Source organism: Methylorubrum extorquens (assembly GCF_024169925.1).
Lineage (GTDB): Bacteria > Pseudomonadota > Alphaproteobacteria > Rhizobiales > Beijerinckiaceae > Methylobacterium > Methylobacterium extorquens_A.
In genome coordinates this window covers 3,671,303-3,696,316 of the sequence record NZ_JALJXF010000001.1, presented here as the reverse complement: position 1 = coordinate 3,696,316, position 25,014 = coordinate 3,671,303, and the positions used below count along the sequence as shown (strand labels likewise).

General features: G+C 68.7%; 22 protein-coding genes and 1 other RNA gene. 17 read left to right on the top strand and 6 right to left on the bottom strand.

Features of this window, described 5'->3' with window-relative positions; translation table 11 throughout:
* Positions 1–8 precede the first annotated feature (8 nt).
* From J2W78_RS17230 to J2W78_RS17215, 4 genes are all read right to left on the bottom strand, one after another.
* Positions 9–599, bottom strand: a complete 591-nt coding sequence (locus J2W78_RS17230) for a 5-formyltetrahydrofolate cyclo-ligase (protein ID WP_253372447.1) — start codon at positions 597–599, stop codon at positions 9–11.
* Positions 589–745: non-coding RNA, 6S RNA (ssrS, locus tag J2W78_RS17225), on the bottom strand. The genes J2W78_RS17230 and ssrS overlap by 11 nt, the downstream gene beginning before the upstream one ends.
* Before the next feature lie 94 nt (positions 746–839).
* Positions 840–1,211, bottom strand: coding sequence for a cell division protein ZapA (locus J2W78_RS17220; protein ID WP_253372445.1), 372 nt, complete (start codon positions 1,209–1,211; stop codon positions 840–842).
* A gap of 34 nt (positions 1,212–1,245) precedes the next feature.
* Entirely contained in the window at positions 1,246–1,566 is a 321-nt protein-coding gene (locus tag J2W78_RS17215; RefSeq protein ID WP_253372443.1) for a DUF4164 domain-containing protein, read from the bottom strand.
* Between the two features lie 474 nt (positions 1,567–2,040).
* On the opposite strand from J2W78_RS17215, the gene gap reads away from it, so the two are divergent.
* The 7 genes from gap (at position 2,041) to J2W78_RS17180 (ending at position 9,533) form a co-directional block, all read left to right on the top strand.
* Positions 2,041–3,048 carry a type I glyceraldehyde-3-phosphate dehydrogenase gene (gene gap / locus J2W78_RS17210; protein ID WP_253372441.1) on the top strand — a complete coding sequence of 336 codons (1,008 nt, stop codon included), beginning with the start codon at positions 2,041–2,043 and terminating at the stop codon, positions 3,046–3,048.
* A 113-nt stretch (positions 3,049–3,161) separates the two neighbouring features.
* Entirely contained in the window at positions 3,162–3,680 is a 519-nt protein-coding gene (locus J2W78_RS17205) for a hypothetical protein (RefSeq protein WP_253372440.1), read from the top strand.
* A 15-nt stretch (positions 3,681–3,695) separates the two neighbouring features.
* Positions 3,696–4,898, top strand: a complete 1,203-nt coding sequence (locus tag J2W78_RS17200) for a phosphoglycerate kinase (protein WP_253372438.1) — start codon at positions 3,696–3,698, stop codon at positions 4,896–4,898.
* Between the two features lie 152 nt (positions 4,899–5,050).
* Positions 5,051–6,118: a class II fructose-bisphosphate aldolase gene (fba, locus tag J2W78_RS17195; protein WP_253372436.1), complete on the top strand. Its 1,068-nt coding sequence runs from the start codon at positions 5,051–5,053 to the stop codon at positions 6,116–6,118.
* A 6-nt stretch (positions 6,119–6,124) separates the two neighbouring features.
* Positions 6,125–6,793, top strand: coding sequence for a thiamine phosphate synthase (locus tag J2W78_RS17190; RefSeq protein WP_253372434.1), 669 nt, complete (start codon positions 6,125–6,127; stop codon positions 6,791–6,793).
* Positions 6,790–7,938: a tetratricopeptide repeat protein gene (locus tag J2W78_RS17185; RefSeq protein ID WP_253372432.1), complete on the top strand. Its 1,149-nt coding sequence runs from the start codon at positions 6,790–6,792 to the stop codon at positions 7,936–7,938. The genes J2W78_RS17190 and J2W78_RS17185 overlap by 4 nt, the downstream gene beginning before the upstream one ends.
* Before the next feature lie 191 nt (positions 7,939–8,129).
* Positions 8,130–9,533, top strand: coding sequence for an amino acid permease (locus J2W78_RS17180; RefSeq protein ID WP_253372430.1), 1,404 nt, complete (start codon positions 8,130–8,132; stop codon positions 9,531–9,533).
* A gap of 10 nt (positions 9,534–9,543) precedes the next feature.
* On the opposite strand, the gene J2W78_RS17175 is transcribed toward J2W78_RS17180, so the two are convergent.
* Complete coding sequence (locus J2W78_RS17175; protein ID WP_253372428.1) at positions 9,544–11,067, bottom strand: NAD(P)H-hydrate dehydratase; 1,524 nt, start codon at positions 11,065–11,067, stop codon at positions 9,544–9,546.
* A 184-nt stretch (positions 11,068–11,251) separates the two neighbouring features.
* Between J2W78_RS17175 and J2W78_RS17170 the strand changes: the two genes are divergently transcribed.
* Together J2W78_RS17170 and J2W78_RS17165 are read left to right on the top strand one after the other, a co-directional pair.
* Entirely contained in the window at positions 11,252–11,590 is a 339-nt protein-coding gene (locus J2W78_RS17170) for a P-II family nitrogen regulator (RefSeq protein ID WP_003600526.1), read from the top strand.
* Between the two features lie 86 nt (positions 11,591–11,676).
* Positions 11,677–12,606 (top strand): glutaminase, encoded by a 930-nt coding sequence (locus tag J2W78_RS17165; RefSeq protein WP_253372426.1) that lies wholly within the window; start codon positions 11,677–11,679, stop codon positions 12,604–12,606.
* Positions 12,607–12,769: 163 nt separating this feature from the next.
* Here the strand turns inward: J2W78_RS17165 and J2W78_RS17160 are convergent, their stop codons facing one another.
* Complete coding sequence (locus J2W78_RS17160) at positions 12,770–13,816, bottom strand: glutamine synthetase beta-grasp domain-containing protein (protein ID WP_253372424.1); 1,047 nt, start codon at positions 13,814–13,816, stop codon at positions 12,770–12,772.
* Between the two features lie 569 nt (positions 13,817–14,385).
* Between J2W78_RS17160 and glnA the strand changes: the two genes are divergently transcribed.
* The 8 genes from glnA to J2W78_RS24765 all read left to right on the top strand — a co-directional run bounded on the left by glnA (position 14,386) and on the right by J2W78_RS24765 (position 24,997).
* Complete coding sequence (gene glnA / locus J2W78_RS17155) at positions 14,386–15,795, top strand: type I glutamate--ammonia ligase (protein ID WP_253372422.1); 1,410 nt, start codon at positions 14,386–14,388, stop codon at positions 15,793–15,795.
* Positions 15,796–16,082: 287 nt separating this feature from the next.
* Positions 16,083–18,017: a putative bifunctional diguanylate cyclase/phosphodiesterase gene (locus J2W78_RS17150; protein WP_253372420.1), complete on the top strand. Its 1,935-nt coding sequence runs from the start codon at positions 16,083–16,085 to the stop codon at positions 18,015–18,017.
* A 65-nt stretch (positions 18,018–18,082) separates the two neighbouring features.
* Positions 18,083–18,661: an NADPH-dependent FMN reductase gene (locus tag J2W78_RS17145; RefSeq protein WP_253372418.1), complete on the top strand. Its 579-nt coding sequence runs from the start codon at positions 18,083–18,085 to the stop codon at positions 18,659–18,661.
* 144 nt (positions 18,662–18,805) lie between these two features.
* Complete coding sequence (locus tag J2W78_RS17140) at positions 18,806–19,144, top strand: hypothetical protein (RefSeq protein WP_253372416.1); 339 nt, start codon at positions 18,806–18,808, stop codon at positions 19,142–19,144.
* Positions 19,145–19,302: 158 nt separating this feature from the next.
* Entirely contained in the window at positions 19,303–21,675 is a 2,373-nt protein-coding gene (gene rnr / locus J2W78_RS17135) for a ribonuclease R (protein ID WP_253372414.1), read from the top strand.
* A 23-nt stretch (positions 21,676–21,698) separates the two neighbouring features.
* Positions 21,699–22,202, top strand: coding sequence for a DUF983 domain-containing protein (locus J2W78_RS17130; protein WP_253372413.1), 504 nt, complete (start codon positions 21,699–21,701; stop codon positions 22,200–22,202).
* Positions 22,153–22,911, top strand: coding sequence for an NUDIX hydrolase (locus tag J2W78_RS17125; RefSeq protein WP_253372411.1), 759 nt, complete (start codon positions 22,153–22,155; stop codon positions 22,909–22,911). Before J2W78_RS17130 ends, J2W78_RS17125 begins: the two co-directional genes overlap by 50 nt.
* A gap of 121 nt (positions 22,912–23,032) precedes the next feature.
* The gene (locus tag J2W78_RS24765; protein ID WP_301288601.1) at positions 23,033–24,997 is read left to right on the top strand and encodes a methyl-accepting chemotaxis protein; all 1,965 of its coding nucleotides are present in this window, start codon (positions 23,033–23,035) and stop codon (positions 24,995–24,997) included.
* Positions 24,998–25,014 lie beyond the last annotated feature (17 nt).

Genomic DNA, 25,014 nt, shown 5'->3' with positions numbered 1-25,014 from the left:
GCGTCGAATCAGTTTTGCCGGAGCGGCACGAGACCGGCCTCGGTCACGAGATGGTCGAGCGGGCGGTCGTGCGGCTCGGCCGGCACCTGTGCGATCTCCTGGACGGAGAAAGCGATGCCGACCGTCAGCACCGGTCCGTTCTTCGAGAGCCGCTCGATCGCCTGATCGTAGTAGCCGGCGCCGTAGCCGATGCGCTGGCCCGCCCGGTCGAAGGCGGCGAGCGGCACGATCAGGGCGGTGGGGTCGAGCGGGGGAAGGTCGTCGCGGGGCTCACTGAGGCCGAAGCCGCCCTTCACCAGTTCCTCGCCCGCGCGCCACTCACGGAAGACGAGGCCCTGCTTGGTCACCTTCGGTAATGCGACACGCTGGCCGCGGGCGAAAAAGCGCTCGATCAGCGGGCGCGGGTCGATCTCGGAGCGGATCGGCCAGAAGGCGCCGACAAGCGGCGCTTCGGCCAGTTCGGGGATGGCCGCGATGATGTCCGCGGCGCGCAGCGCGCCGGCGAGGCGGGCCTCGGGCGAGAGCGCGTCGCGGCGGGCCAGCGCCTCGGCGCGGAGGCTCGCCTTCAGCGAGCGTTCGGAGGATGAGTGCGGAGCCACTTGAGCCGTTGGAGTGTCGATCCCGGGAAACCTACAGTGTAGGTGGGCGCCGTGTTGGCCAAGTCCACGGACGAGGCCAGTGACAGCTCCCTGGGGAGTCGATAAGGCCCCGGGGAAAGTTCTCCTGACGAACTCTGCAGCCCCGCCCGCCAGAGATAGACGCGCCGGGGCTCGGACGCCAGGGGGCGATCGTGTCACGCCTCAGAAATTCGAAGCCGGCTGTGCGTGCTCCCGCCCCGCTCAGCCGCCGCGGCCGGCCTCGCCCTTGCCGGCGGAAGCGCCGCCCGGCTGCCCCGACAGCGCCCGCGCCAGTCGGTCGATCCGCTCGGCGGCGATGCCGACACCGCTCGCGAGCCGGGCCTGATCGGCCGCGCCCTGGGTCGCGTGCTGTTCCAGGTCGGCGATGCGGCGGCGGGCTTCGAGCAGTTCGTCGGCCAGGGTCAGCGAGGCCATGACGTGCAGGCGCATGTCGCCGATCTCGCCGAAGGTGCCGCGCATTTCGCTGACGCGGTCGTCGAAGCTCTTGGCCAGGGCCGCGAGGTGATCCTCCTCGCCGGGGCCGCAGGCCATCCGGTAGCTCTTGCCCGCGATGGTGACGTTGACGTGCGGCATCCGCGTGTGAACCTGACTCGAACTCAGCGCCAACTCAGCGCCCGGTGGGGCCGGACAGCACGTCTTCCACCGTCTCGATGGCGCGATCGAGGCGGCGGTTGACCTCACCGGTGGTGGAATTCATCCGGGCGAGCCGCGCCCCCGCCGCGTCGAGTTCGGCGGCGAGCCGCACCCGGTCCTCCTCTAGCAGGGCGAACTCCGTCTCCCGGTCGCCGCGGCTGCGCTCGGATTCGAGCTTGCGGGCCACCGCCGTCTCGAGCAGCGCCAGCGCGGCGTCGAGCCGGTGCAGGGCCTCTTCCAGCCCGCCACCGTCCTGCCCCCTTCCTTGCGCTGCCTTCGTCTCCGCTCGCGCCATATCTCGCGCCATCTCCACCCGTCGGTTGCCGCGTCATCGGAGTCTGCCACGAAACGCGCCCCGCGCCACGGCGACCAGAACGTAAACGGCCGGCGGCGGAAGGACTTTCGCGGTACTCCGAACCCCCGCTGCGAACAGGTTTCAGCCAAGCGCATTCGAAATTCCAGACAATTCACAGGCTTGCCCCCGATCTTTGACAGCCTCGGGCGCCATGTTAGAGAGCCGGCGCCCGGCCCCGATCCCCCGGCGCGGGGCCGCCCTACGGATTTCTGAAACCGTGACTCTTCCCGGCTCCCCGCTCAGACCGTCCGCCGACCGGACGGCTGCGGGCCGCCTCACGGTTCATCCCCCGTTCAGTGCCGCCCCGCTTGGAGCGGTCCCACGTTCATCGGGTGCCGCGCGCGAACGCCGCCGGCCGGCCCGACCGGTTCCCCATCGGCGCGCGGGTGCGCCCCATTTCGAAGGAGTCACGCCGTGACCGTCAAGGTTGCCATCAACGGGTTCGGGCGCATCGGCCGTAACGTGCTGCGCGCCATCGTCGAAGCCGGCCGCACCGACATCGAGGTCGTCGCGATCAACGATCTCGGCCCGGTCGAGACCAACGCCCACCTGCTGCGCTACGATTCCGTGCATGGCCGCTTCCCGGCCGAGGTCGCGGTCGAGGGCGACGACATCGTCATTAACGGCAAGCGCATCCGCGTCACCGCCGTGCGCAACCCGGCCGAGCTGCCCCACCGCGACCTCGGGGTCGACATCGCGCTGGAATGCACCGGCATCTTCACCTCGAAGGACAAGGCGAAGGCCCATCTCGACGCCGGCGCCAAGCGCGTCCTCGTCTCGGCGCCCGCCGACGGGGCCGACCTCACGGTCGTCTACGGCGTGAACCACGACCGGCTCACCGCCGAGCACCTCGTGGTCTCGAACGCCTCCTGCACCACGAACTGCCTCGCGCCGGTCGCCAAGATCCTCGACGAGACCGTGGGCATCGAGCGCGGCTTCATGACCACGATCCACTCCTACACCAACGACCAGCCCTCGCTGGATCAGATGCACAAGGATCTCTACCGGGCCCGCGCCGCGGCGCTCTCGATGATCCCGACCTCGACCGGCGCGGCCAAGGCTGTCGGCCTCGTCCTGCCGGAGTTGAAGGGCAAGCTCGACGGCACCGCGATCCGCGTGCCGACCCCGAACGTCTCGGCGGTCGATCTCGTGTTCACGGCCAAGCGCGAGACCTCGGTCCAGGAGATCAACGACGCGATCAAGGCCGCCGCCGCCGGCCCGCTCAAGGGTGTGCTCGGCGTCACCGACCGGCCGAACGTGTCGATCGACTTCAATCACGATCCGCACTCGTCCACCTTCCACCTCGACCAGACCAAGGTCATGGACGGCACCTTCGTGCGCATCCTGTCCTGGTACGACAACGAGTGGGGCTTCTCGAACCGCATGGCCGACACCGCCGTGGCCATGGCCAAGCTGATCTGACGCTCTAGCTACGCCTGACGAAGGGCGGCCGGCCTCCGAGCCGGCCGCCCCCAATTGTCGATCGAGTTCCCTGGGGCGAGCCCGGCTCGCCGAAGCTGCAAGGTGCGTACGCGATGACCGAGACCTCGCCGGCCAAGCCTTCCGGGACCGACTTCATTCCCGCCCCCTCGTCCTCCTCCGCGCCGCCTGCCACCGTGACGCCCGCGGCCCCGCCGCCGAGCGTCGGCAAGGCCGAGCTGCCGGCCTCCGGCGCCGTCAACCACGCCGACCAGCTCGCCCGCATTGAGGACAAGACGGCGCGGATCGAGGACAAGTATGCCCGCTCCGAGGCGCTGCTCTCGCGCGTCGAGGAGAAGATCGAGTCGGCCTCGACCCGGATGAACGACGCTGCCCGGCAGGTCGATCTCTCGTCGCTGCGCAGCGAAGTCCGCACGCTGTCCGACCGGGTCGGCCGCCTGCCCGGCACCGGCGCCCTCGTGTTGACCGCGATCATCACCGCCGTGCTCACCGTCGCGCTGATGGTCGCCGTGCAGCGGCTGAACCTCGACCGGATGCTGCCGCACAGCCTCGGCGGTCAGAGCCAGACGACGTCCGCCACTCCGTCGTCCAATCCCCCTGCCTCCAACCCGTAAGAAGCAGACGCCGCCATGACGGATTTCCGCACCCTCGACGATGCCGGCCCGCTCAAGGGTAAGCGCGTGCTGCTGCGCGTCGATCTCAACGTGCCGATGGAGAGCGGACGCGTCACTGACGCAACCCGGATCGAGCGTGTCGTGCCGACGATCCGCGAGATCGCCGATGGCGGCGGGCGGGTGATCCTGCTGGCGCATTTCGGCCGCCCCAAGGGCAAGCCGGACCCGAAGGATTCGTTGAAGCCGATCCTCTCGACGCTCTCGGAGAAGCTTGGGCGGCCGGTGGCGTTCGGTGAGGATTGCGTCGGTGAGGCCGCCGCCTCGGCCGTCGCCGCGCTCAAGGACGGCGACGTGCTGCTCCTCGAAAACACCCGCTACCACGCGGGTGAGGAGAAGAATTCTTCCGAGTTTGCCGAAGCGCTGGCTGCCAACGGCGACATCTACGTCAACGAGGCGTTCTCCGCCGCCCACCGCGCGCATGCTTCGACCGAAGGGCTCGCCCGCCTGCTGCCGGCCTATGCCGGGCGCCTGATGCAGGCCGAACTCGATGCGCTCACCAAGGGCCTCGAATCTCCGGCCCGCCCGGTCATCGCCATCGTCGGCGGCGCCAAGGTCTCGACCAAGATCGACCTGCTCGAAAACCTCGTCGCCAAGGTCGACATGCTGGTGATCGGCGGCGGCATGGCCAACACCTTCCTGCACGCGCAGGGCAAGGATATCGGCAAGTCGCTGTGCGAGAAGGATCTCGCCGAGACCGCCAAGCGAATCCTGGCCGCGGCCAAGGAGAAGAACTGCACCATCATCCTGCCGGTCGATGCGCTGGTCGCCCGCGAGTTCAAGGCCAATGCCGAGAACGAGACCGTGCCGGTCGATGCGGTACCCTCCGACGCGATGATCCTCGATGTCGGCGCCTCCTCGATCGCCACGATCGACGGCGCCATCGAGGAGGCGCGGACGCTGGTCTGGAACGGTCCGCTCGGCGCCTTCGAGCTGACGCCGTTCGACACCGGCACGGTCGCGGTCGCCCAGCACGCCGCCCGGCGCACCAAGGCTGGCCAGCTCGTCAGCGTGGCGGGCGGCGGCGACACGGTGGCGGCCCTCAACCATGCGGGCGTGGGCGAGGACTTCTCCTACGTCTCCACGGCCGGCGGCGCCTTCCTCGAATGGCTGGAGGGCAAGGAACTGCCCGGCGTCGAGGCATTGCGCGCGCAGGGCTGAGGCCGGATCGGCCGCCCCGCAACGCGGGCGGCGACGCCGACAAACGAGCGCATTTTTCAGCGCCGGGCCGCAGGCTGGCGGCACCGGCGCACCTATATAGGCCGCAGCAAGGGACAGGCCCGGCTGAGGCCGCATCGCACGAGGATCGAACCATGGCACGCATCACCCTCCGGCAGCTCCTCGATCACGCCGCCGAGTACGGCTACGGCGTGCCCGCGTTCAACCTGAACAACATGGAGCAGGGGCTCGCGATCATGGCGGCGGCGGATGCCACCAATTCGCCGGTGATCCTCCAGGCGAGCCGGGGTGCCCGCGCCTATGCCAACGACGTGGTGCTGGCCAAGCTCATCGACGGCCTCGTCGAGATCTACCCGCACATCCCCGTCTGCATGCATCTCGACCACGGCAACAACGAAGCCACCTGCGCCACCGCGATCCAGTACGGCTTCACCTCGGTGATGATGGACGGCTCGCTGAAGGCCGATGGCAAGACCCCGGCTGACTACAACTATAACGTCGAGATCACCCACAACGTCACCAAGATGGCCCACTGGGCCGGCGTGTCGGTCGAGGGCGAACTCGGTGTGCTCGGCTCGCTGGAGAGCGGCCAGGGCGAGGCCGAGGACGGCCACGGCGCGGAGGGCGTGCTCTCGCATGACCAGCTCCTGACCGATCCGGACGAGGCGGTGAAGTTCGTGGCCGCCACCAAGGTCGATGCGCTGGCGGTGGCGATGGGCACCAGCCACGGCGCCTACAAGTTCACGAGGCAGCCGGACGGCGACGTGCTTGCGATGGGCGTGATCGAGGAGATCCACCGCCGCCTGCCGACGACCCACCTCGTCATGCACGGCTCCTCCTCGGTGCCGCAGGACCTTCAGGACATCATCAACCAATACGGCGGCGAGATGAAGCCGACCTGGGGTGTGCCGGTTGAGGAGATCCAGCGCGGCATCAAGCACGGCGTGCGCAAGATCAACATCGACACGGACAACCGCATGGCGATGACCGGCCAGATCCGGAAGGTGCTGACGGAGAACCCCTCCGAGTTCGATCCGCGCAAGTACCTCAAGCCCGCCATGGAGGCGATGACCAAGCTCTGCCGGCAGCGGTTCGAGGAGTTCAACACCGCCGGTCAGGGCTCGAAGATCCGCCCGATCTCGGTGGCCGAGATGGCGAAGCGCTACGCCAACGGCTCGCTCGACCCGAAGATCGACGCCTGATCCGCCATGGCAGCCTCTGAGTCGGCCGCGGTCCGGCCCCGCCTCGCCCTCCTCACCCCCTACGGTCTCGGCGCGCCCGAGGCCGAGGCGACCGCCCGGGCGCTCGACGCCGCCTGCGCCGCAGGTGACGTGGCGGCGGTGATCCTGCGGCTGGCGCCGTCCGACGAGCGCAGCCTCGTCGCCCTCGTCAAGCGTCTGACGCCGGCAGCGCAGGAGCGCGGTGCCGCGGTGCTCGTCTCCGTGCCGGGCTATGCCGGCGACGTCGTCTCCGTCGCGGCCCGCGGCGGAGCCGACGGGGTGCATCTCGACCGCGCCGACGAAGAGGCTTTGCGCGATCTGCGCGGGCGTCTGCGTGATGGCCGCATCCTCGGGACGGGCGGCGTGCTCGGCTCGCGGGACGCGGCGATGGTCGCGGGCGAGACCGGTGTCGATTACCTGATGGTCGGCGGCCTCTTCCCCGACGGCGTCGCCCCCGATGCCGAGGACGTGCGCGAGCGCGCGGCGTGGTGGGCGGAGATCTTCGAGACGCCCTGCATCGCGGTGGCGACCTCCGCCGAGGATGTCGCGGCGCTTGTGCTGACGGGTTCCGAATTCGTTGGGCTGGAAAGTGCCCTGTGGCTCGATGACCCCGAGGGAGTTCGGGCCGCACAGGCGCAGCTCGACAGGGCACAATGATTTTTTTTGATGGAAGGACCGTGGTGGTGCCCTCCAAAGCTCACCCCCATCTGAGAGGGCAGGGAAGGGCGCGTCGGCGCACGGGGAAGGCTGCACTCCGAACTGGCCTCTTGTCCCTCACGGCCCTGGGCGCCTGCGCCGTCCTCGCGCTCGACGTCGGCGCTCTTCACGCCGCCCCGAAGCAGCCGGCCACGAAGGAGCCTGTCGCGCAGACACCGGCCAAGCCGAACCTGCTCGACCTCAAGCGTGAGCTGCCCTCACCCTACTCGGCCAATGTTCAAGGGGCGCAGCCCGCGACGGCGAACCCGAATGCGGATGCCGCCTACGGAGCCTATCAGCGCGGTCGCTACGTCACCGCCTTCCGCGAGGCGACCAAGCGGATCGAAGCGAATCCGAAGGACGCCGCGGCGATGACGCTGCTCGGCGAGCTTTACAACCAGGGACTCGGGGTCAAGCCGGATCCCAAACGCGCCCACGAATGGTACCGGCTGGCGGCCGTGCAGAGCGACCCCAACGCCATGGCCTCCCTCGGTCTGATGGCGATGGACGGGCGCGGGCAGCCCAAGGACGAGAAGGCCGGCCGGGTCTGGCTCGAACAGGCGGCCCGCAAGGGACAGCCCAGCGCGTGCTACAATCTCGCGCTGATCCAGCTCGCGAGCGACAAACCGGCGGATCTGGCTGCGGCCCTGGCCAATTTCCGGGCCGCGGCCGAGGCCGAGATTCCGGCTGCGCAATACGCGCTCGGCGTGCTCTACCTCCAAGGTAAAGGTGTCGCGAAGGACACGACCCAGGCCGCGCAGTGGTTCCGCCGCGCCGCCGACAACGGCGATCTCGGCGCCGAGGTCGAGTTCGCGATCCGGCTGTTCAACGGCGACGGCGTTTCCAAGGACGAGACCCGCGCCGCCCGCTACTTCCTGCACGCGGCTCAGCGCGGCAACGCCATCGCTCAGAACCGGATCGCCAAGCTCTACGTCGCCGGCCGCGGCGTGCCGAAGAACCTGATCGAGGCGGCGGCCTGGAACCTCACCGCGGCTTCGCAGGGCCGCGCCGATGCCGGCCTCGACGGGGCGACCGCCGGCCTCAACCCGGACGAGCGCAAGCGCGCCGAGGCGCTGGCGGCGGACCGGGTGAACCTCTCGCCTTAAAGCATCGTCCCGAAAGCTGGTTGCCGGCCTTCGGGAGAGGACGATGGTTTAGCCACCTGCGATTCCCGAACGGCCGGCGTGTTTGAACCGAAGAAGCGGGGCAGGGGGCTGGCGCATCCGGCGACGCTTGCGCGAGGATGTGACTGTCACGCAACCGTAGGCTTTCGTACAACCGCGTGACAGGAGCCCGAATGACGTCCAGCCTTCTTCGCCGCAAGCCCTTGCAACTGGAGCCCGGTGAGGAGCGTCGGCTGGCACGAACGCTCGGCTGGCCGCATCTCATGGCCCTCGGCGTCGGTGCGATCGTCGGGACCGGCATCCTCACGCTGATCGGCGTCGGGGCGGCCAAGGCCGGGCCCGCGGTGATCCTGTCCTTCGCCATCGCCGGCGCGATCTGCGCCTGTGCGGCGCTCGCCTATGCCGAGATGGCGACGATGATCCCGGTCTCGGGCAGCGCCTATACCTACAGCTACGTCGTGCTCGGCGAGATCCTCGCCTGGATCATCGGCTGGAGCCTGATTCTCGAATACTCGCTCGTCGTCAGCGCGGTGGCGGTCGGTTGGTCCGGCTACGCCGCGCCGCTGCTGGAAAGCCTGATCGGTTTTCCCAAGGCGCTGATGCAGGGGCCGGATGCGGGCGGGATCGTCAACCTTCCGGCCGTTGCAATCATCGTCGTCGTCGCCGTGCTACTCCTGCGCGGCACGCGCGAGAGCGCCACGGTCAACGCCGTGCTGGTGCTGGTGAAGATCGCCGCCTTGATCGTCTTCGTGGCCTTCGCGCTGCCGGCTTTTGAGGCTGCCCATCTCGAACCGTTCAACCCGTTCGGCTTCGTGAAGAGCGTGGGCCCCGACGGGGTCGAGCGCGGCATCATGGCGGCGGCGGCGATCATCTTCTTCGCCTTCTACGGCTTCGACGCCATCGCCACCGCGGCGGAGGAAACGCGCAACCCCGGCCGCGACCTGATCATCGGCATCGTCGGATCGATGGCGGCTTGCGTCCTGATCTACGTCGCGGTCGCGGTCGCCGCGGTGGGGGCCGTGTCCTACACGCGCTTTGCCGACAGCCCGGAGCCGCTGGCGCTGATCCTGCGCGAACTCGGCCGGCCGCTGGTGGCGCAGTATCTCGCGGCTTCCGCCGTGATCGCCCTGCCCACCGTCATCCTCGCCTTCTTCTACGGCCAGAGCCGGATCTTCTTCACCATGGCCCGCGACGGGATGCTGCCGCAGAGCCTGGCGAAACTCTCCTCGACCGGAACGCCGGTTCGGATCACCCTCTTCACCGCGGCCGTCGTGACCGTGCTCGCAGGGCTCGTTCCGCTGGGGGAACTCGCCGCACTCGCCAATGCCGGCACGCTCGCGGCGTTCATGGCCGTCGCGGCCTGTATGCTGGTGATGCGCGTCCGTGCGCCGGAAGCCCCCCGCACCTTCCGCGCCCCGGCCCCGTGGTTGATCGGGGCGATCACGATTCTGGGCTGCGGCTATCTGTTCTTCAGCCTGCCCGCGACGACCCAGCTCTGGTTCGCCGTCTGGAACGTCCTCGGACTGGTATTCTACGCCCTCTACGGCCGCAGGAACGCGGCGGTCGCGGCGGGATAGCCGGAGCGGGTCAGGCGCGACCGGAGAGGTCACGCAGAACCGCCGGGATCATCTCCGGAAGATCCTCGGAGATCAGTCCAGGCCCGAAGCGCAGGCCGGCATCGCCGTGCAGCCACACGGCGGCGCAGGCGGCCTCGAACGGCTCCATCCCCTGCGCCAGCAACCCGGCGACGAGACCGCCGAGCACGTCGCCGGAGCCGGCGGTGCCGAGATGCGGCGTGCCGTGGTCGTTGATCGCTGCGCGTCCGTCCGGGGCCGCGATCACCGTGTCGGCCCCCTTCAGCACCACGACCGCCCCGGCGATCTCCGCCGCCCGCGCGGCCCGCTCGACCTTCGTCAGACCCTCCGCCACGGCCTCCGTACCGGAGAACAGCCGCGTGAACTCGCCCTCGTGCGGCGTGAGCACCGCTTGCGCCTCGCCGTCGCGGATATGGCGGGCGAGCGTGCGTACCTCGCTGCGGAAACTCGTGAGTGCGTCGGCGTCGAGCACCAGGGCGCGCCCGGCACCTGCCGCCACCGCGACGAGGTCGCAGGTCGCCGGACCGGTGCCGAGGCCCGGCCCGAGCAGCAGCGCATTCAGCCGCTCGTCGGCGAGCATGTCGTCGAGGTCGTCGGAACTCTCGCAGGGGCGCAACATGATCGCGGTGAGATGGGCGGCGTTCTCCGCCAGCGCCGAGGCGGGCGAGGCCATGGTAACGAGCCCCGCACCGACCCGCAGCGCCCCGCGGGCGGCCAGCCGCGCCGCGCCGGTGCGTGTGGCGGGGCCCGACAGCACCAGAGCGTGGCCGCGGGTGTATTTGTGGCTGCCGGCGGTGAGCTGCGGCAGCGCCCACAGGCCGGGCGCGTTGCGAGACAGCGCGCGGGTCTCTCCGGCGATCCCGGCGGCGAAGGCGGCCTCACTCGTACCGATCTCGGCGACGTGGAGCGCGCCGCAATGGCTCCGGCCAGGCTGGAGCAGGTGGCCGGACTTGAGCGCGACGAAGGTCACCGTCTCGGTCGCCTCCACCGCGAGCCCGCGCACCGCGCCGCTGTCGCCGTCGATGCCGCTCGGCACGTCCACGGCGAGCACGGGGATGCCCGACCGGTTCACCGCTTCCACCAGGGCGCGGGCCGTCCCTTCCAGATCGCGGCAGAGGCCGGCGCCGAACACGGCGTCGATAATGAGATCGGCCGTCGGAATCGCGGCCTCGACGGTACCCACCGGGCCGGTCCAGGCCTCGGCGGCAAGCGCCGCATCGCCCTTGAGCGCGGCGCGTTCGCCGAGCAGGCGCAGATCGACCCGGTAGCCGACCTCGTCCAGCAGGCGGGCGGCCACGAACCCGTCGCCGCCATTGTTGCCGGGGCCGCACAGCACGAGCACCCGCCCGCCCTCGGGCGCGAGGGCACGGGCGCGCTCAGCGACCGCGGCGCCCGCCGCCTCCATCAGTGTGATGCCCGGCGTGCCGGCGGCGATGGCCGCAGCATCGACCCGGCGCATCGCCTCAACGGTGAGCAGCCGATGCGAGGCTTGGAGGGATTTCACCGGCTCATGCATGCAACTGGCTCAGCCTATGCCTGTAAATTCATCGTTTTAAGCAGAATTGCCTACATATTCCGCTTTGTTTGCATATTTCGTGCGCAACTTCCCGGTCCCGTCATCCAAATCGCCGTGGCGGTCGCGCGGCGGCGATGGTACATAATTGGCTGACTGAGGGACGAGACGGATCGGGCTTTTCCGGATGAAGAAGATCGAGGCGATCATCAAGCCGTTCAAGCTCGACGAGGTGAAGGAAGCCCTCCAAGAGGTCGGCCTTCAGGGCATCACCGTGATCGAGGCGAAGGGCTTCGGCCGGCAGAAGGGCCATACCGAACTCTACCGCGGCGCCGAGTATGTCGTGGATTTCCTGCCCAAGGTGAAGCTGGAGATCGTGCTCTCGGACGCCCTCGTGGAAGGCGCCGTAGAGGCGATCCGCAAATCGGCTCAGACCGGCCGCATCGGCGACGGCAAGATCTTCGTCTCGACCATCGAGGAAGCCATCCGCATCCGCACCGGCGAGACCGGCACCGACGCGATCTGATCCGGGCGACCCCGCTGTCCTGGCCCGCTTCGTGAAGGGCCGGCCGCGTCCGCGCTTCACATGAAGCGCCGTAGCCGAGCGACGCCGTGCCCGATCTCGATGCAATCGTCAAAGACATCGCCGCGGAGATGCGGGCCCGGCCTGATCGCGGCACGGTGGCGAGCTACATCCCCGAACTGGCCCGTGTCGACGCCCAGGGTTTCGGCCTCGTCGTGATCGACGGCGACGGCCGGGTCGCGGCCGGTGGCGACGCCGACACCCCCTTCTCGATCCAGAGCATCTCCAAGGTCTTCACCCTGACGCTGGCGCTCGGCATGGTCGGCGACCGGCTCTGGCGCCGCGTCGGCCGCGAGCCGTCGGGCAGCCCGTTCAACTCCATCGTCCAGTTGGAGCGCGAGAACGGCATCCCGCGCAATCCCTTCATCAATGCCGGCGCCATCGCCGTCACCGACGTGATCCTGTCGGGGCATCAGCCAAGGGAGGCGCTGGGCGAGATCCTGCGCTTCATGCAGTTCCTGGCACAGGACGACGGCATCACCATCGACGAGCGTGTGGCGGCCTCCGAGAAGCGCACGGGCTTCCGCAACGCGGCGCTCGCTAACTACATGCGCTCCTTCGACGTGATCGAGAATCCGGTCGATTATACGCTGGGCGTCTATTTCCATCACTGCGCCATCGCGATGACCTGCCGTCAGCTCGCCAATGCCGGGCTGTTCCTGGCCTATTCCGGGCACCACCCGCTCGCCGGGCATTCGGTGATCTCGGGCGAGCGCGCGCGGCGCATCAACGCCATCATGCTCACCTGCGGCCACTACGATGGCTCGGGCGATTTTGCCTACCGCGTCGGCCTGCCGGGCAAGAGCGGCGTCGGCGGCGGTATTCTGGCCGTCGCGCCGGGGCGTGCCTCGATCTGCGTCTGGTCGCCGGGGCTGGATGCCGCCGGTAACTCGCATCTCGGTCGCATCGCCCTGGAGATGCTGGTGAAACGGACCGGGTGGTCGATTTTCGGGGTGTGAGGCGCCCGCTGCAGGATAACCGCGTCGTTTCGTGCACATCCCTCTCCGCGCGTGCGGGGACAGGGGTAAAGGGCGGCATCGTCTGGCTCACAACAAACAAAAACCGCCCCCGTCCTTCGACGGAGGCGGTCTGTTTCAAGCCTGGAATCGGCCTCGAAGATCCTTATGCGACGGCCTTCTGCGCGGCTTCGCCCGGGAGCGGAACCTCGGAGATCGTCTTCAGAACCTGCGAGGCGATCTGGTAGGGGTCGCCCATGGAGTTCGGGCGGCGGTCCTCAAGGTAGCCCTTGTAGCCGTTGTTGACGAAGGAGTGGGGTACGCGCACCGAGGCGCCGCGGTCGGCCACGCCGTAGGAGAACTTGTTCCACGGCGCCGTCTCGTGCTTGCCGGTCAGGCGCATGTGGTTGTCGGGGCCGTAGACGGCGATGTGGTCGTCGAGGTTCTTCTCGAAGCCGGCCATCATGGCCTCGAAATACTCCTTGCCGCCGGTCTCGCGCATGAACGTCGTCGAGAAGTTGCAGTGCATGCCCGAACCGTTCCAGTCGGTATCGCCGAGCGGCTTGCAATGGTACTCGATGTCGATCTCGTAGGTCTCGCACAGGCGCTGGAGCAGGTAGCGGGCCATCCACATCTCGTCGGCGGCCTTCTTGGAGCCCTTGCCGAAGATCTGGAATTCCCACTGGCCCTTGGCCACCTCGGCGTTGATGCCCTCGTGGTTGATGCCGGCGGCAAGGCAGAGGTCGAGATGCTCCTCGACGATTCTGCGGGCCACGGGGCCGACATTCGAGGCGCCGACGCCGCAATAATACGGGCCCTGCGGGGCGGGGTAGCCGGTCTCGGGGAAGCCGAGCGGGCGGCCGTTCTTGTAGAGGAAGTACTCCTGCTCGAAGCCGAACCACGCGCCGGCATCGTCGAGCACGGTCGCGCGCTTGTTCGACGGGTGCGGGGTCTTGCCGTCCGGCATCATCACTTCGCACAGCACGAGCACGCCGTTGGTGCGGGCCGGGTCGGGGAAGTGGCGCACGGGCTTCAGCACGCAGTCGGAGGAGGAACCCTCGGCCTGCTGCGTCGAGCTGCCGTCGAAGCCCCAGAGCGGGAGCTGCTCGAAGGTCGGGAAGCTGTCGTACTCTTTGATCTGCGTCTTGCCGCGCAGGTTCGGTGTGGGCGTGTAGCCGTCGAGCCAGATGTACTCGAGCTTAAACTTGGTCATTCCGAGTCTCTCGTGCCTTGAGGATCCGTGTCCTGACGAAACCTGTGCGGAACCGGCGTCGTTGAGAGCCTGCCCTGCCGTTGGATCGCGGCGTCCGGCGGGTGATGTTCCCGCCGCATCCGAGACGCCGATCCACCGGCGAGCAGGGCGCCGGCCCGACCCCCCGAGCGCCCGCTGTGCGGGCGGACGCTCCGGTTTCCGCCTAAGCATGTCGCGTGCCAGTCAGCTCGACCGCCGGGCTGCGGCTTGTGCGGCAAATATGACGGTTCAAGGGCCGCGATCGCAGACGAAACACCTCGAACGTCCCGCGATTGCGCGGATTTTTTGCCTGCCGACGGGTGGCAACGGGCAAGCGCGAACGATATCGTCCGCGCGGCCGGCGAGACCGGCCGGGGACGCGAGAGGGGGCCGGACCCGGATCAGGAGCGACGCCGCGGGCGTGAAGCCGCCCCGTCGAGACGTGCCGCTTTCCCGATCAGCCCATCGCGCCCAGGAACGGACCGGCTCGGGCCGAGCCCGGCCGATGGTTCGCCGCCCCGCTTCCAGAATTTGCCGAGGAGACGCACAGCATGAATACGGCCGCCGATGTGCTGAAGGCCATCAAGGACAATGACGTCAAGTACGTCGACTTCCGCTTCACCGACCCGCGCGGCAAGTGGCAGCACGTGACCTTCGACGTCTCCCTGATCGACGAGGAAATGTTCACGGACGGCACCATGTTCGACGGTTCGTCGATCGCCGGCTGGAAGGCGATCAACGAGTCCGACATGCTGCTGATGCCCGATCCGGTCACGGCCTGCATGGACCCGTTCTTCTCGGCCTCCACCATGTCGATCGTCTGCGACGTGCTCGAGCCCTCGACCGGTGAGCCCTACGCCCGCGACCCGCGCTCGACCGCCAAGCTCGCCGAGGCCTATCTGCGCTCCACCGGCATCGGCGACACGATCTATGTCGGCCCCGAGGCCGAGTTCTTCGTGTTCGACGACGTGAAGTTCGGCGCCGACCCCTACCATACCGGCTTCCAGCTCGACTCGACCGAGCTGCCGACCAACGGCTTCACCGATTACGAGGGCGGCAACCTCGGCCACCGGGTGCAGACCAAGGGCGGCTACTTCCCCGTGCCGCCGCAGGATTCGGCCCAGGACATGCGCGGCGAGATGCTGGCCGCGATGCAGTCCATGGGCGTGAAGGTCGAGAAGCACCACCACGAGGTGGCGAGCGCCCAGCACGAACTCGGCATGAAGTTCGACACGCTGACCCTGCTCGCCGACCACATGCAGATCTACAAGTACTGCATCCACAACGTCGCGCAGAGCTACGGCAAGTCCGCCACCTTCATGCCCAAGCCCGTCTACGGCGACAACGGCTCCGGCATGCACGTGCACCAGTCGATCTGGAAGGACGGCAAGCCGCTGTTTGCCGGCGACAAGTATGCCGACCTCAGCCAGGAATGCCTGTGGTACATCGGCGGCATCATCAAGCACGCCAAGGCGCTCAACGCCTTCACGAACCCGTCCACCAACTCCTACAAGCGTCTGGTGCCGGGCTACGAGGCCCCCGTGCTGCTGGCCTACTCGGCCCGCAACCGCTCGGCCTCCTGCCGTATCCCGTGGACGACGAACCCGAAGGCCAAGCGCGTCGAGGTCCGCTTCCCCGATCCGATGGCCAACCCCTACCTCGCCTTCTCGGCCCTGCTGATGGCCGGCCTCGACGGCATCCTCAACAAGATCGATCCGGGCCCGGCGATGGACAAGGATCTCTACGATCTGCCCCCGCGCGAGCTGAAGAAGATCCCGACCGTCTGCGGCTCGCTTCGTGAGGCGCTGCAGAACCTCGACAGGGACCGCGCCTTCCTCAAGGCCGGCGGCGTGTTCTCGGACGACCAGATCGACTCGTTCATCGAGCTGAAGATGACCGAGGTGCTGCGCTACGAGATGACCCCGCACCCGATCGAGTTCGTGCAGTACTACTCGCTCTGAGGAGTAGCTGGGCTCGTCGGCGCGAACGCAGCGCCGACGAGCCCGGGGATAGCGTTGAACGCGGAATGTGCTGTCGTCCCCGATCGTATCGCGGTCGGAAACAACGCCAGAACGAGCGCCGGAGCCTTTCACAAGGCTTCGGCGCTTCGCGTTTCAGGCCTCCGACGCACCGTTCGGCACAAGGGTCTGCTTTGCCCGAGCGCGCCGATCCTTGAGCGTCTTGCGAAATTGTTAGGAAGTCGCCCGCATCAAATGATGCACTCGGTTGCGCACAGGAAAGGGCAGCGATGGTTCTCCCGCGGCTGCGTAGCCTCCTCGATTTCTATGCCGTGCGCGAGAACGATCCGGTGCTCGCTGCGGCGCAGTTCCAGGCGCTCGCCCGGCAGATTCTCGTTCTCTACGCGACGCTCATCCTCAATGCGGGCGCCCTGGCTTATACCCATTACGGCACAGCCCCCGATTGGCTGACCCTGTGGCCGCCCATCGTTCTGACCGTCCTGTGCATCGCACGGGCAGGCGCCTGGATCCGTTCGGCGCGTCGCGTGCCCGACGAACGCGAAGCCTTCGCGCGGCTGCGGGCGATCAACGTGTTCGCGGCCGTCTTCGGGGTCGCCTTCTCCGTTTGGGCGATGGCGCTGATCGTCGACGGCGATCTCGCCAGCGACATGCACGTGCTGTTCTTCCTTACCGTGACCATGCTGGTCTGCGTGCAGTGCCTCGCACACCTGCGCACCGCGGCGCGGCTTCTCGTCACCCTCGCCATGCCGGTGGGGTTCTATTTCCTGATCTTCGGCGAATTCATGCTGCAGGTCATGATCTTCAACTACCTTGTCGTGCTGGCCGGGCAGTTGGTGGTGCAGAATTTCGCCCACCGCGATTTCTGCCATCTCGTCGGATTGACGGAGGAGAACGGCCGTCTCGCGCATACCGACTCCCTGACCGGACTGCCCAACCGTCGCTCGTTCGTGGCACAGCTCGAAGAAGCGGTCGGCCGGGCGGAGGCGGGCGGTTCGCGGTTCTGGGTCGGCGTGATCGATCTCGACGGCTTCAAGCCGGTCAACGACAGTCTCGGGCACCGGGCCGGCGACGGCGTGCTGCGCGAGGTCGCCCGGCGTCTCCAGGGTGAGGGTCTCGGCCGGGCGGCTCGGTTCGGCGGCGACGAGTTCGGCTTGATCGTCGAGGGCGACGCCGACCTCGACGCGCTCGGCCGCCGGATCTGCGCGCTCCTGCGCGCGCCCTACATCCTGCGCGAGGGCGTGGCGCAGATCGGCGCCTCGATCGGCTTTGCCCGCTTCCCCGATGCGGCGCGCAGCGCCGAGACGCTGATCGAGCGCGCGGATTTCGCGCTCTACCACGCCAAGGCCTTCCACCGCGGCAGCGCGACCTGTTTCGCGCCCGAGCACGAGGCGACTTTGCGCCAGCGCGCCGCCATCGAGCAGGCCCTGCGCCGCGCCGACATCGAGCGGGAATTCGTTCTTGCCTTTCAGCCCATCGTCGACGTCGTCGAGGGCCGCGTCGAGGCCTACGAGGCGCTGGCGCGCTGGACGAGCCCGACGCTCGGGCCCGTCTCGCCCGCCGCGTTCATCCCGGAGGCCGAGCGCAGCGGCCTCATCCAGGACCTCACCCGGGTCCTGTTCCGCAAGGCGCTCGAGGCGATGCGGGACTGGCCGGAGCCTGTGGGCCTGTCCTTCAACCTCTCGGCCCGGGACATCGCCGCGCCGGAGAGCTTGGAACGGCTCACCAGCCTGATCGTCGCGAGCGGCATCGATCCGAGCCGGATCGTCTTTGAAGTGACCGAGACCGGGCTGATGCGCGACCTCGGCGATGCCCGGCGAGCGCTGGCCTCCCTCAAGGCCCTCGGCGTGCGCATCGCGCTCGACGATTTCGGGACGGGCTATTCGAGCCTCAGCTACCTGCAGAAGCTGCCGATCGACCGGCTGAAGATCGACCGCAGCTTCGTCATGCAGCTCACCGAGGACGCGACCTCGCTCAACATCGTGCGCTCGATCCTCGATCTCTGCCGCCACCTCACGCTGCAATGCGTCGTCGAAGGCGTCGAGACGACGGAGCAGATGCTGCTGCTGCGCTCGGTCGGGTGCCGCTCGATGCAGGGTTACCTGTTCCACAAACCGATGCCGGCCGAGGCGATCGCGGCCTTCGAAGGGGCGTTCGGCGCGCCTGCGACCCGATTGCCGGACCCTTACCTCGCCGTGGTGGCCTGAGGGCGACGGGCGGTTCCGGCCGGGATAGACTGCGCGGAGCCCCTGCCGCCTCCGCGAGCCGCACCATGTCCCTCACCGTCCCCGTGATCCTCGGTTCCGTGCGTGCGGACCGCGCCGGCCTCCGCGCCGCACGCTTTCTGGTGGCGCAGCTCGAAGCCCGCGGCCACGAGGCGCCGCTGATCGATCCCGCCGAGTTGAAGCTTCCGCTGCTCGACCGGATGTACAAGGAGTATCCCAAGGGCGAGGCACCCGAGCCGATGGAGCGGCTCGCCGCCCTCTACCGCCGTTCCGACGCCTTCGTCGTGGTCTCGGCCGAGTACAACCATTCGGTCCCGCCCGCGCTCTCGAACACCCTCGACCACTTCCTCGAGGAGTATTTCTGGCGGCCGTCCGCCATCTGTTGCTACTCGGCGGGGCAGTATGGCGGCGTGCGCGCGGCGATGCAGTTGCGGGCGATGCTGGCCGAACTCGGGACGCCGAGCATTCCCTCGCTCCTGCCGATCCCGCGCGTCCAGAAGGCGCTTAGCGAGGCGGGCGAGCCCGCCGAGGACTGGCTCGGCCGGGCTGCGAAGAAGTTTCTCGACGAACTGACGTGGTACGCCGAAGCCCTGAAGGCGAAGCGGGCCGGGGGCACGCCGTACTGAGTGTGTCTCATAAAACTCCCGCCGCGCTGTCATCGCCAGAGCGAGAACTGTCAGAGACCGGGAGTTGCGTGAGGCACTCTGAACCTTGCGCGCGGCACTCGGTTTGCACCCCTCGAAGCACGGGCGGATGAGGAAAGCGGGCGAATGAACGTGAGTGTCGACAGAGTGAGGGACGTGCTGGCCGAACTGATCAAGGCCGCACTCGTCTCCGATGACGGCCTGAGCCTCGCCTTCCGGCAGGCGGCGGCGGACAAGATCGCGGCGCTCGCCGCCGACCCGCCGACGGCGGACACGGTGCGGATCGATGGCGCCTGGACCCTGGCGATCCGCGCGGCGGAAGCGCCCGAGCTGCAGCCGGAGGAAGGACGGGTGAACCTGGCACTGCCGCGGACCGCGCCCTTTACCCTCGAGGACCTGTCGCAGGCCGATTTCGACGTGGATCGGGCGGTGGAGACGATCCGCAAATCGGCTTCCACGGGCTGACGAGGGGGCCGAACCTGTTCACGGCCGGGGCCGCGGCGTTGTTCTGACGCCCCTGAGCGCCCATCTTGAAGAGGTGCCGGGATCGTCAACGGTCTCCCCAATCAACGAAAAACCGAACGCGCCACGCCTTCCCGGACCGGCGCGGAGAGCCTTGCTCCTTGGCCAGACGCATCAATCCGACGGCGGGCACCCCCGTTCTTCCCTCCCGCGAGCAGATCCTCGCCTTCGTCGCCGAGACGCCCGGAAAGGTCGGCAAGCGCGAAATCGCCAAGGCTTTCGGCATCTCGGGCGCCGACAAGATCGGCCTCAAGGCGATTCTGAAGGACATCGAGGCCGACGGTGCGCTCGAGCGCGACCGCGGCGGTTTGCGGAAAGGCGGCAGCCTGCCGCCGGTCGTGCTCGTCGACATCGTGTCGCGTGACCGCGACGGCGACCTGATCGCCCGCCCGGCCCAGTGGGACGGGGAGGGCGAGGCGCCCAAGATCGCCGTCGAGACCCCGCGTGCCGGCCGCAAGGGCAAAAGCCCCGCCCCCGGCATCGGTGACCGGGCGCTGGTCCGCGTCGCGCCGGACCCGGAGGCACCCGGCCGCTACACCGGCCGCGTCATCAAGGTGATCGGCAAGAACCGCGCGGAAGTGATCGGCGTCTACCGCGCCGGCCGCGACGGCGGGCGGCTGCTGCCCGTCGAGAAGAAGTCGCAAGGCAAGGAAATCGCGATCCCGCCGGGCGAGGAAGGCGAGGCCCGGGACGGCGATCTCGTCAGCGTCGCGGTGGAGCGCGAGACCCGCTTCGGCCTGCCCCGCGGGCGCGTGACCGAGCGGCTCGGCGCGCTCGGCTCCGAGAAGGCGGTGAGCCTGATCGCGCTGCACATCCACAACATCCCGCATGTCTTCCCCGCTGCCGTGCTGGCGGAGGCGGATGCGGCCAAGCGCGCGACCAAGCGCGGCCGCGAAGATTGGCGCGCGGCGCCGCTCGTCACCATCGATCCGCCCGACGCCAAGGATCACGACGACGCGGTGATGGCGGAAGTCGATCCCGATCCGGCCAATGCGGGCGGTTTCATCGTCACCGTCGCGATCGCGGATGTCGCCGCCTATATCCGGCCGGATTCGGCCCTCGACCGCGAGGCGCTGTTGCGGGGCAATTCGGTCTACTTCCCCGACCGGGTGGTGCCGATGCTGCCCGAGCGGATCTCGAACGATCTCTGCTCGCTCCGCGAGGGCGAGGACCGCCCGGCGCTCGCCGTGCGCATGATCATCGGTGCCGACGGGGTGAAGCGCAGCCACAGCTTCCACCGTGTCCTGATGCGCTCGCACGCCAAGCTCGCCTACGCCCAGGCTCAGGCCGCGATCGACGGGCGGCCGGATGAGGCGTCGGGGCCGGTACTGGAGAGGGCGCTCCGCCCGCTCTATGCGGCCTACGAGGCGATGAAGCGGGCCCGCGACGCGCGCGGCCCGCTCGCCCTCGACCTGCCCGAGCGCAAGGTGCTGCTCAACGCGGAAGGCGGCGTCGATCGGGTGATCGTGCCGGAGCGGCTGGAGGCGCACCGGTTGATCGAAGAGTTCATGATCCAGGCCAACGTCGCGGCGGCCGAGACCCTGGAGAAGGCGGGCTCGCCGCTGATCTACCGGGTCCACGATGAACCGGCGCTGGAGAAGATGCGCGCGCTTGGCGAGGTGCTCGCCTCGGTCGGCGTCAAGATGACCAAGGCCGGAGCGCTGCGGCCCGACCTGTTCAACCGCATCCTCGCCCAGGTGGCCGAGAGCGAGCACGCCCCCTTCATCAACGAGGTGGTGCTGCGTTCGCAGGCACAAGCGGTCTACGCTGCACAGAATCTAGGCCATTTCGGCCTGAACCTGCGCCGCTACGCCCACTTCACCTCGCCCATTCGCCGCTACGCGGATCTCATCGTCCACCGTGCTCTCGTGCGTGCCTGCGGATTAGGCAAGGACGGCCTGGCCGGCGATACTACTCCGGGCATGCTCGACGCGGTGTCCGAGCAGATCTCCGCCGCCGAGCGGCGGGCGATGGCGGCCGAGCGCGAGACCATCGACCGGCTCATCGCCGGTTATCTCGCCGACCGGGTCGGGGCGACCTTCTCGGGACGCATCTCCGGTGTGACGCGCTCGGGCCTGTTCGTGAAGCTTGCCGAGACCGGGGCCGACGGGTTCGTGCCCGTCTCCACCATCGGCCACGAATATTACCGCCACGACGAGGCCCTGCACGCGCTCGTCGGCGACCGCAGCGGCGAGACCTATCGCCTCGGCGACACGGTCGAGGTCCGTCTCGTCGAGGCGGCGGCGGTGGCCGGGGCGCTGCGTTTCGAGATCCTGTCGGAGGGGCGCAGCCGTTCCGGGACCAAGCCGAGCGGAACCAAGACGAGGCCGAGCAAGGCTGCCGTCGCCGCGAAGGCGAAGGCGTTGAAGGGCAAGGGTTTCAAGGGCAAGAGTTTCAAGGGCGAGTCGCGTTCGGGCAAGGCGGCTGCGTCCGAGAGCGATGCCGCGCGGCGCCATCGCGGCTCGCGCCGTTGAGCGGAAGGGGCTAGACTCAGGCCATGGAAACCTACGCCTCCCCTCCGGCCCCGGCTCCCCAGGAGCGGACGCGGCTGCTCTCGGCCATGGCCAGTGGCTTCCTCAACCGCTGCCCGCATTGCGGGGAGGGGCATGTGTTCGGCCGCTTCCTCAAGGTGCGCCCTGCTTGCGAGGCCTGCGGCCTCGAGATGGCGGGCCACCGGGCCGACGACCTGCCGCCCTATATCGTGATCTTCCTCGTGGGCCACATCGTCGGCTACCTCGTGCTCGAGATCGAGATGGGCTACGACGTCCCGCTCTGGATTTCGATGACGGTGTGGCCGTTGCTCACCCTTGTCCTGGCGCTCGTGCTGTTGCAGCCGGTCAAGGGCGCGGTGATCGGCCTGCAATACACGTTCGGCATGCACGGTTTCGGCAAGCTGCCCCCCGCGCGTGGCGGGCTCCTTGGCGGAACCGGCACGGGGGAGAGTCGCGGCGGTGAGGCAGGAAGCAGAGCAGGCGACGCCCGAGAGCTTGGATCGGCCTGATCCGTCTGCCGCCCCGCCCCGCCCGGTGCCGTTGCGCCCGCGCGATGCCGCGACCCTGATCATACTCGACCGGTCACGAAAGAAGCTGAAGCTGCTGATGGGCCGGCGCCATGCCGACCTCGCCTTCATGGGCGGCAAGTTCGTGTTCCCCGGCGGCCGGATCGAACCGTCCGACCGGCTGATGCCGGTGGCAGGCGCCCTGTCGCAGAGGGCCGACGACGCCTTGCGCGCCAAGCTGCCGCGCGCGCCCCACCATCTCGGCCGCTCGCTCGCGCTCGCCGCGATCCGCGAGACCTACGAGGAGACCGGCCTTCTCATCGGCACCCGCGATTACGGCCCGCCTGAGACTGCGCCGGAGGGCGCATGGCAGGCTTTCGCCGAGGAAGGGGTCATGCCCGATCTCGAAACCCTGCATCTGGTGGCGCGGGCGATCACGCCGCCGAAGCGCCCCCGCCGCTTCGATACCCGTTTCTTCGCCGTCGATCGCAAGGCGGTGGTCGCCGAGCGGCCCGGTATCGTCGGGCCGGATGCGGAATTGACCGAACTCGCCTGGGTCGATCTCGACGCCGCGCGCAAGCTCGACCTGCCGCGCATCACCCGCGTGATCCTCGACGATCTGGAAGCGGCAGCCGACGCCGGCTTTCCGCCCTACCGGGCGATCCCGTTCTACTTCGAGCGCCGCGGCAAGGGGGTCCGGGAGGAGATCTGAACGAAATAGGATGCATCTTCCGCGATGTCCGCGCTGACGGAAGTGCACCTTTTGATGGGTAACAGGAGATTCTTAAACGAAGTCGGGCATCGTGGGACGGCAAGTGGAGCCGAAAACACCCATGCTTTCCGTCCTTCGTCGCTCCGATGCTGCGTCCATCTTCGACGCCCTCAACCGCTCCCAGGCGGTCATTACCTTCGCCGTCGACGGCACGGTGCTCGACGCCAACGACAAATTCCTCTCACTGATGGGCTATACGCTCACCGAGGTCCGGGGACGCCATCACCGTCTGTTCGTGGACCCGCGAGAGGCTGAAAGCCCCACCTACGAAGCCTTCTGGCAGGATCTGCGGCGCGGCGCGTATCAATCGGCGGAGTACGGTCGCATCGCCAAGGACGGACGCACGGTCTGGATCCGCGCGAGCTACAACCCGATCCTCGACGCCAGGGGCCGGGTCCGCAAGATCGTGAAGTTCGCCCTCGACGTGACGGTGGAAAAGCTTGCCGCCGCCGAGACGGCCGGGCAGATCGCCGCGATCGGCCGCTCGCAGGCGGTGATCCAGTTCGACCTCGACGGGTCGGTGCGCAGCGCCAACGCCAACTTCCTCGAAGCCCTCGGCTACGCGCCGCACGAGGTGGAGGGCCGCCACCACAGCCTGTTCGTGCGGCCGGAAGAAGCGGCATCCCCGGAGTACCGTGCCTTCTGGGAGGGCCTCGCCCGCGGCGAGTACCAGACCGGAGAGTTCCTGCGCCTCGGCAAGGATGGGCGCGAGGTGTGGATCCAGGCGACCTACAACCCGATTCTCGATCCGTCCGGTCGCCCATTCAAGGTCGTCAAATACGCCTCCGACATCACGGCCGCCAAGCGCGTCGCCGCCGACATGACCGGGCAGGTCGAGGCGGCCCGCCGCTCGCAGGCGGTGATCGAGTTCGATCTGGACGGCTCTGTCCTCGATGCCAACGATAACTTCCTCAACGCCATGGGCTACACCCTGGCCGAAGTGCAGGGCCGGCACCACCGGATGTTCGTGACGCCCGAAACCGCGGCGAGCCCAGCCTATGCCGACTTCTGGTCGACGTTGCGGGCGGGGCAGTTCACCTCCGCCGTCTACCAGCGGGTCGGCAAGGACGGTCGCGAGGTCTGGATTCAGGCCTCCTACAACCCGGTTCTCGACGCGGCCAGGCGGCCCTTCAAGATCGTGAAGTACGCCTTCGACATCACGCAGAGCATGACGGTGCGCGCCAGCGCCCTCGCCATGGCCGAGCAGACGCTGGGCCGGGTGAGGGCGGTGGCCGGCGCGTCGGAGGAGATGCACCGGATCTCGGCGGCGATCGCCGAGCAGATGAACCGCTCGCACGAAGCGGTCGGCGACATCCAGGCCCGCATGAGCGCCGCCGGCGCCCTCTCGGCCAAGCTCGACGACGCGGCCGCGGCGATGACCGGCGTGGTCGAGGTCATCACAGGCATCGCCGAGCAGATCAATCTGCTCGCCCTCAACGCCACGATCGAGGCCGCCCGCGCCGGCGCGGCCGGTCGCGGCTTCGCCGTCGTCGCCACCGAGGTGAAGAGCCTCGCCGCGCAGGCACGCGCCGCCACCGCCCGCATCACCGGCGAGATCGTCGCGATGCAGACGGTCTCGCGGGATGTGGGCTCGGCCCTGGTCTCGACCGCGACCGTGGTCGACAGCGTGCAGGGCTTCATCGCGCAGACGACGGCGGACAGCACGCGGCAGCGCGCGACCACGGGCCAGGTCAACAGCGACATGCAGGCCACCGCCGCGAGCGTGGCAGAGTTCGCAAGCCGCCTCGATGCCTGGGGTGTCGGGCTGGAAGAGCGGCGGGGCGAGGAGCGCCTTCGCTCCTCGCGCTCCGGCCATGTCGCGTTCGTGCCGGAGCGTGGGCGGAAAGCGGGGGAGCCTCAGAGCCGGCCCTGCACGGTTCTTAACATCTCGGAGGGCGGCGCCAAGCTGGCGCTCGAAGCTGTGGACCTGCCGGACCTCTTCACCCTCCACATCGACGGCGAGCCGTCCCGGCGCTGCCGCCTCGTGCGGCGTGCCGACGACGGGATCGGCGTTCAGTTCGTCTGATCCCGAGTTGCGTCCGG

What these genes read in the sequence shown, in the direction of transcription:
- J2W78_RS17220 (WP_253372445.1), bottom strand. Translation starts at nt 1,211, where the DNA reads ATGCCGCACGTCAACGTCACCATCGCGGGCAAGAGCTACCGGATGGCC.
- J2W78_RS17215 (WP_253372443.1), bottom strand. Translation starts at nt 1,566, where the DNA reads ATGGCGCGAGCGGAGACGAAGGCAGCGCAAGGAAGGGGGCAGGACGGT.
- J2W78_RS17205 (WP_253372440.1), top strand. Translation starts at nt 3,162, where the DNA reads ATGACCGAGACCTCGCCGGCCAAGCCTTCCGGGACCGACTTCATTCCC.
- J2W78_RS17200 (WP_253372438.1), top strand. Translation starts at nt 3,696, where the DNA reads ATGACGGATTTCCGCACCCTCGACGATGCCGGCCCGCTCAAGGGTAAG.
- fba (WP_253372436.1), top strand. Translation starts at nt 5,051, where the DNA reads ATGGCACGCATCACCCTCCGGCAGCTCCTCGATCACGCCGCCGAGTAC.
- J2W78_RS17190 (WP_253372434.1), top strand. Translation starts at nt 6,125, where the DNA reads ATGGCAGCCTCTGAGTCGGCCGCGGTCCGGCCCCGCCTCGCCCTCCTC.
- J2W78_RS17185 (WP_253372432.1), top strand. Translation starts at nt 6,790, where the DNA reads ATGATTTTTTTTGATGGAAGGACCGTGGTGGTGCCCTCCAAAGCTCAC.
- J2W78_RS17180 (WP_253372430.1), top strand. Translation starts at nt 8,130, where the DNA reads ATGACGTCCAGCCTTCTTCGCCGCAAGCCCTTGCAACTGGAGCCCGGT.
- J2W78_RS17175 (WP_253372428.1), bottom strand. Translation starts at nt 11,067, where the DNA reads ATGCATGAGCCGGTGAAATCCCTCCAAGCCTCGCATCGGCTGCTCACC.
- J2W78_RS17170 (WP_003600526.1), top strand. Translation starts at nt 11,252, where the DNA reads ATGAAGAAGATCGAGGCGATCATCAAGCCGTTCAAGCTCGACGAGGTG.
- J2W78_RS17160 (WP_253372424.1), bottom strand. Translation starts at nt 13,816, where the DNA reads ATGACCAAGTTTAAGCTCGAGTACATCTGGCTCGACGGCTACACGCCC.
- glnA (WP_253372422.1), top strand. Translation starts at nt 14,386, where the DNA reads ATGAATACGGCCGCCGATGTGCTGAAGGCCATCAAGGACAATGACGTC.
- J2W78_RS17150 (WP_253372420.1), top strand. Translation starts at nt 16,083, where the DNA reads ATGGTTCTCCCGCGGCTGCGTAGCCTCCTCGATTTCTATGCCGTGCGC.
- J2W78_RS17145 (WP_253372418.1), top strand. Translation starts at nt 18,083, where the DNA reads ATGTCCCTCACCGTCCCCGTGATCCTCGGTTCCGTGCGTGCGGACCGC.
- J2W78_RS17140 (WP_253372416.1), top strand. Translation starts at nt 18,806, where the DNA reads ATGAACGTGAGTGTCGACAGAGTGAGGGACGTGCTGGCCGAACTGATC.
- J2W78_RS17130 (WP_253372413.1), top strand. Translation starts at nt 21,699, where the DNA reads ATGGAAACCTACGCCTCCCCTCCGGCCCCGGCTCCCCAGGAGCGGACG.
- J2W78_RS24765 (WP_301288601.1), top strand. Translation starts at nt 23,033, where the DNA reads ATGCTTTCCGTCCTTCGTCGCTCCGATGCTGCGTCCATCTTCGACGCC.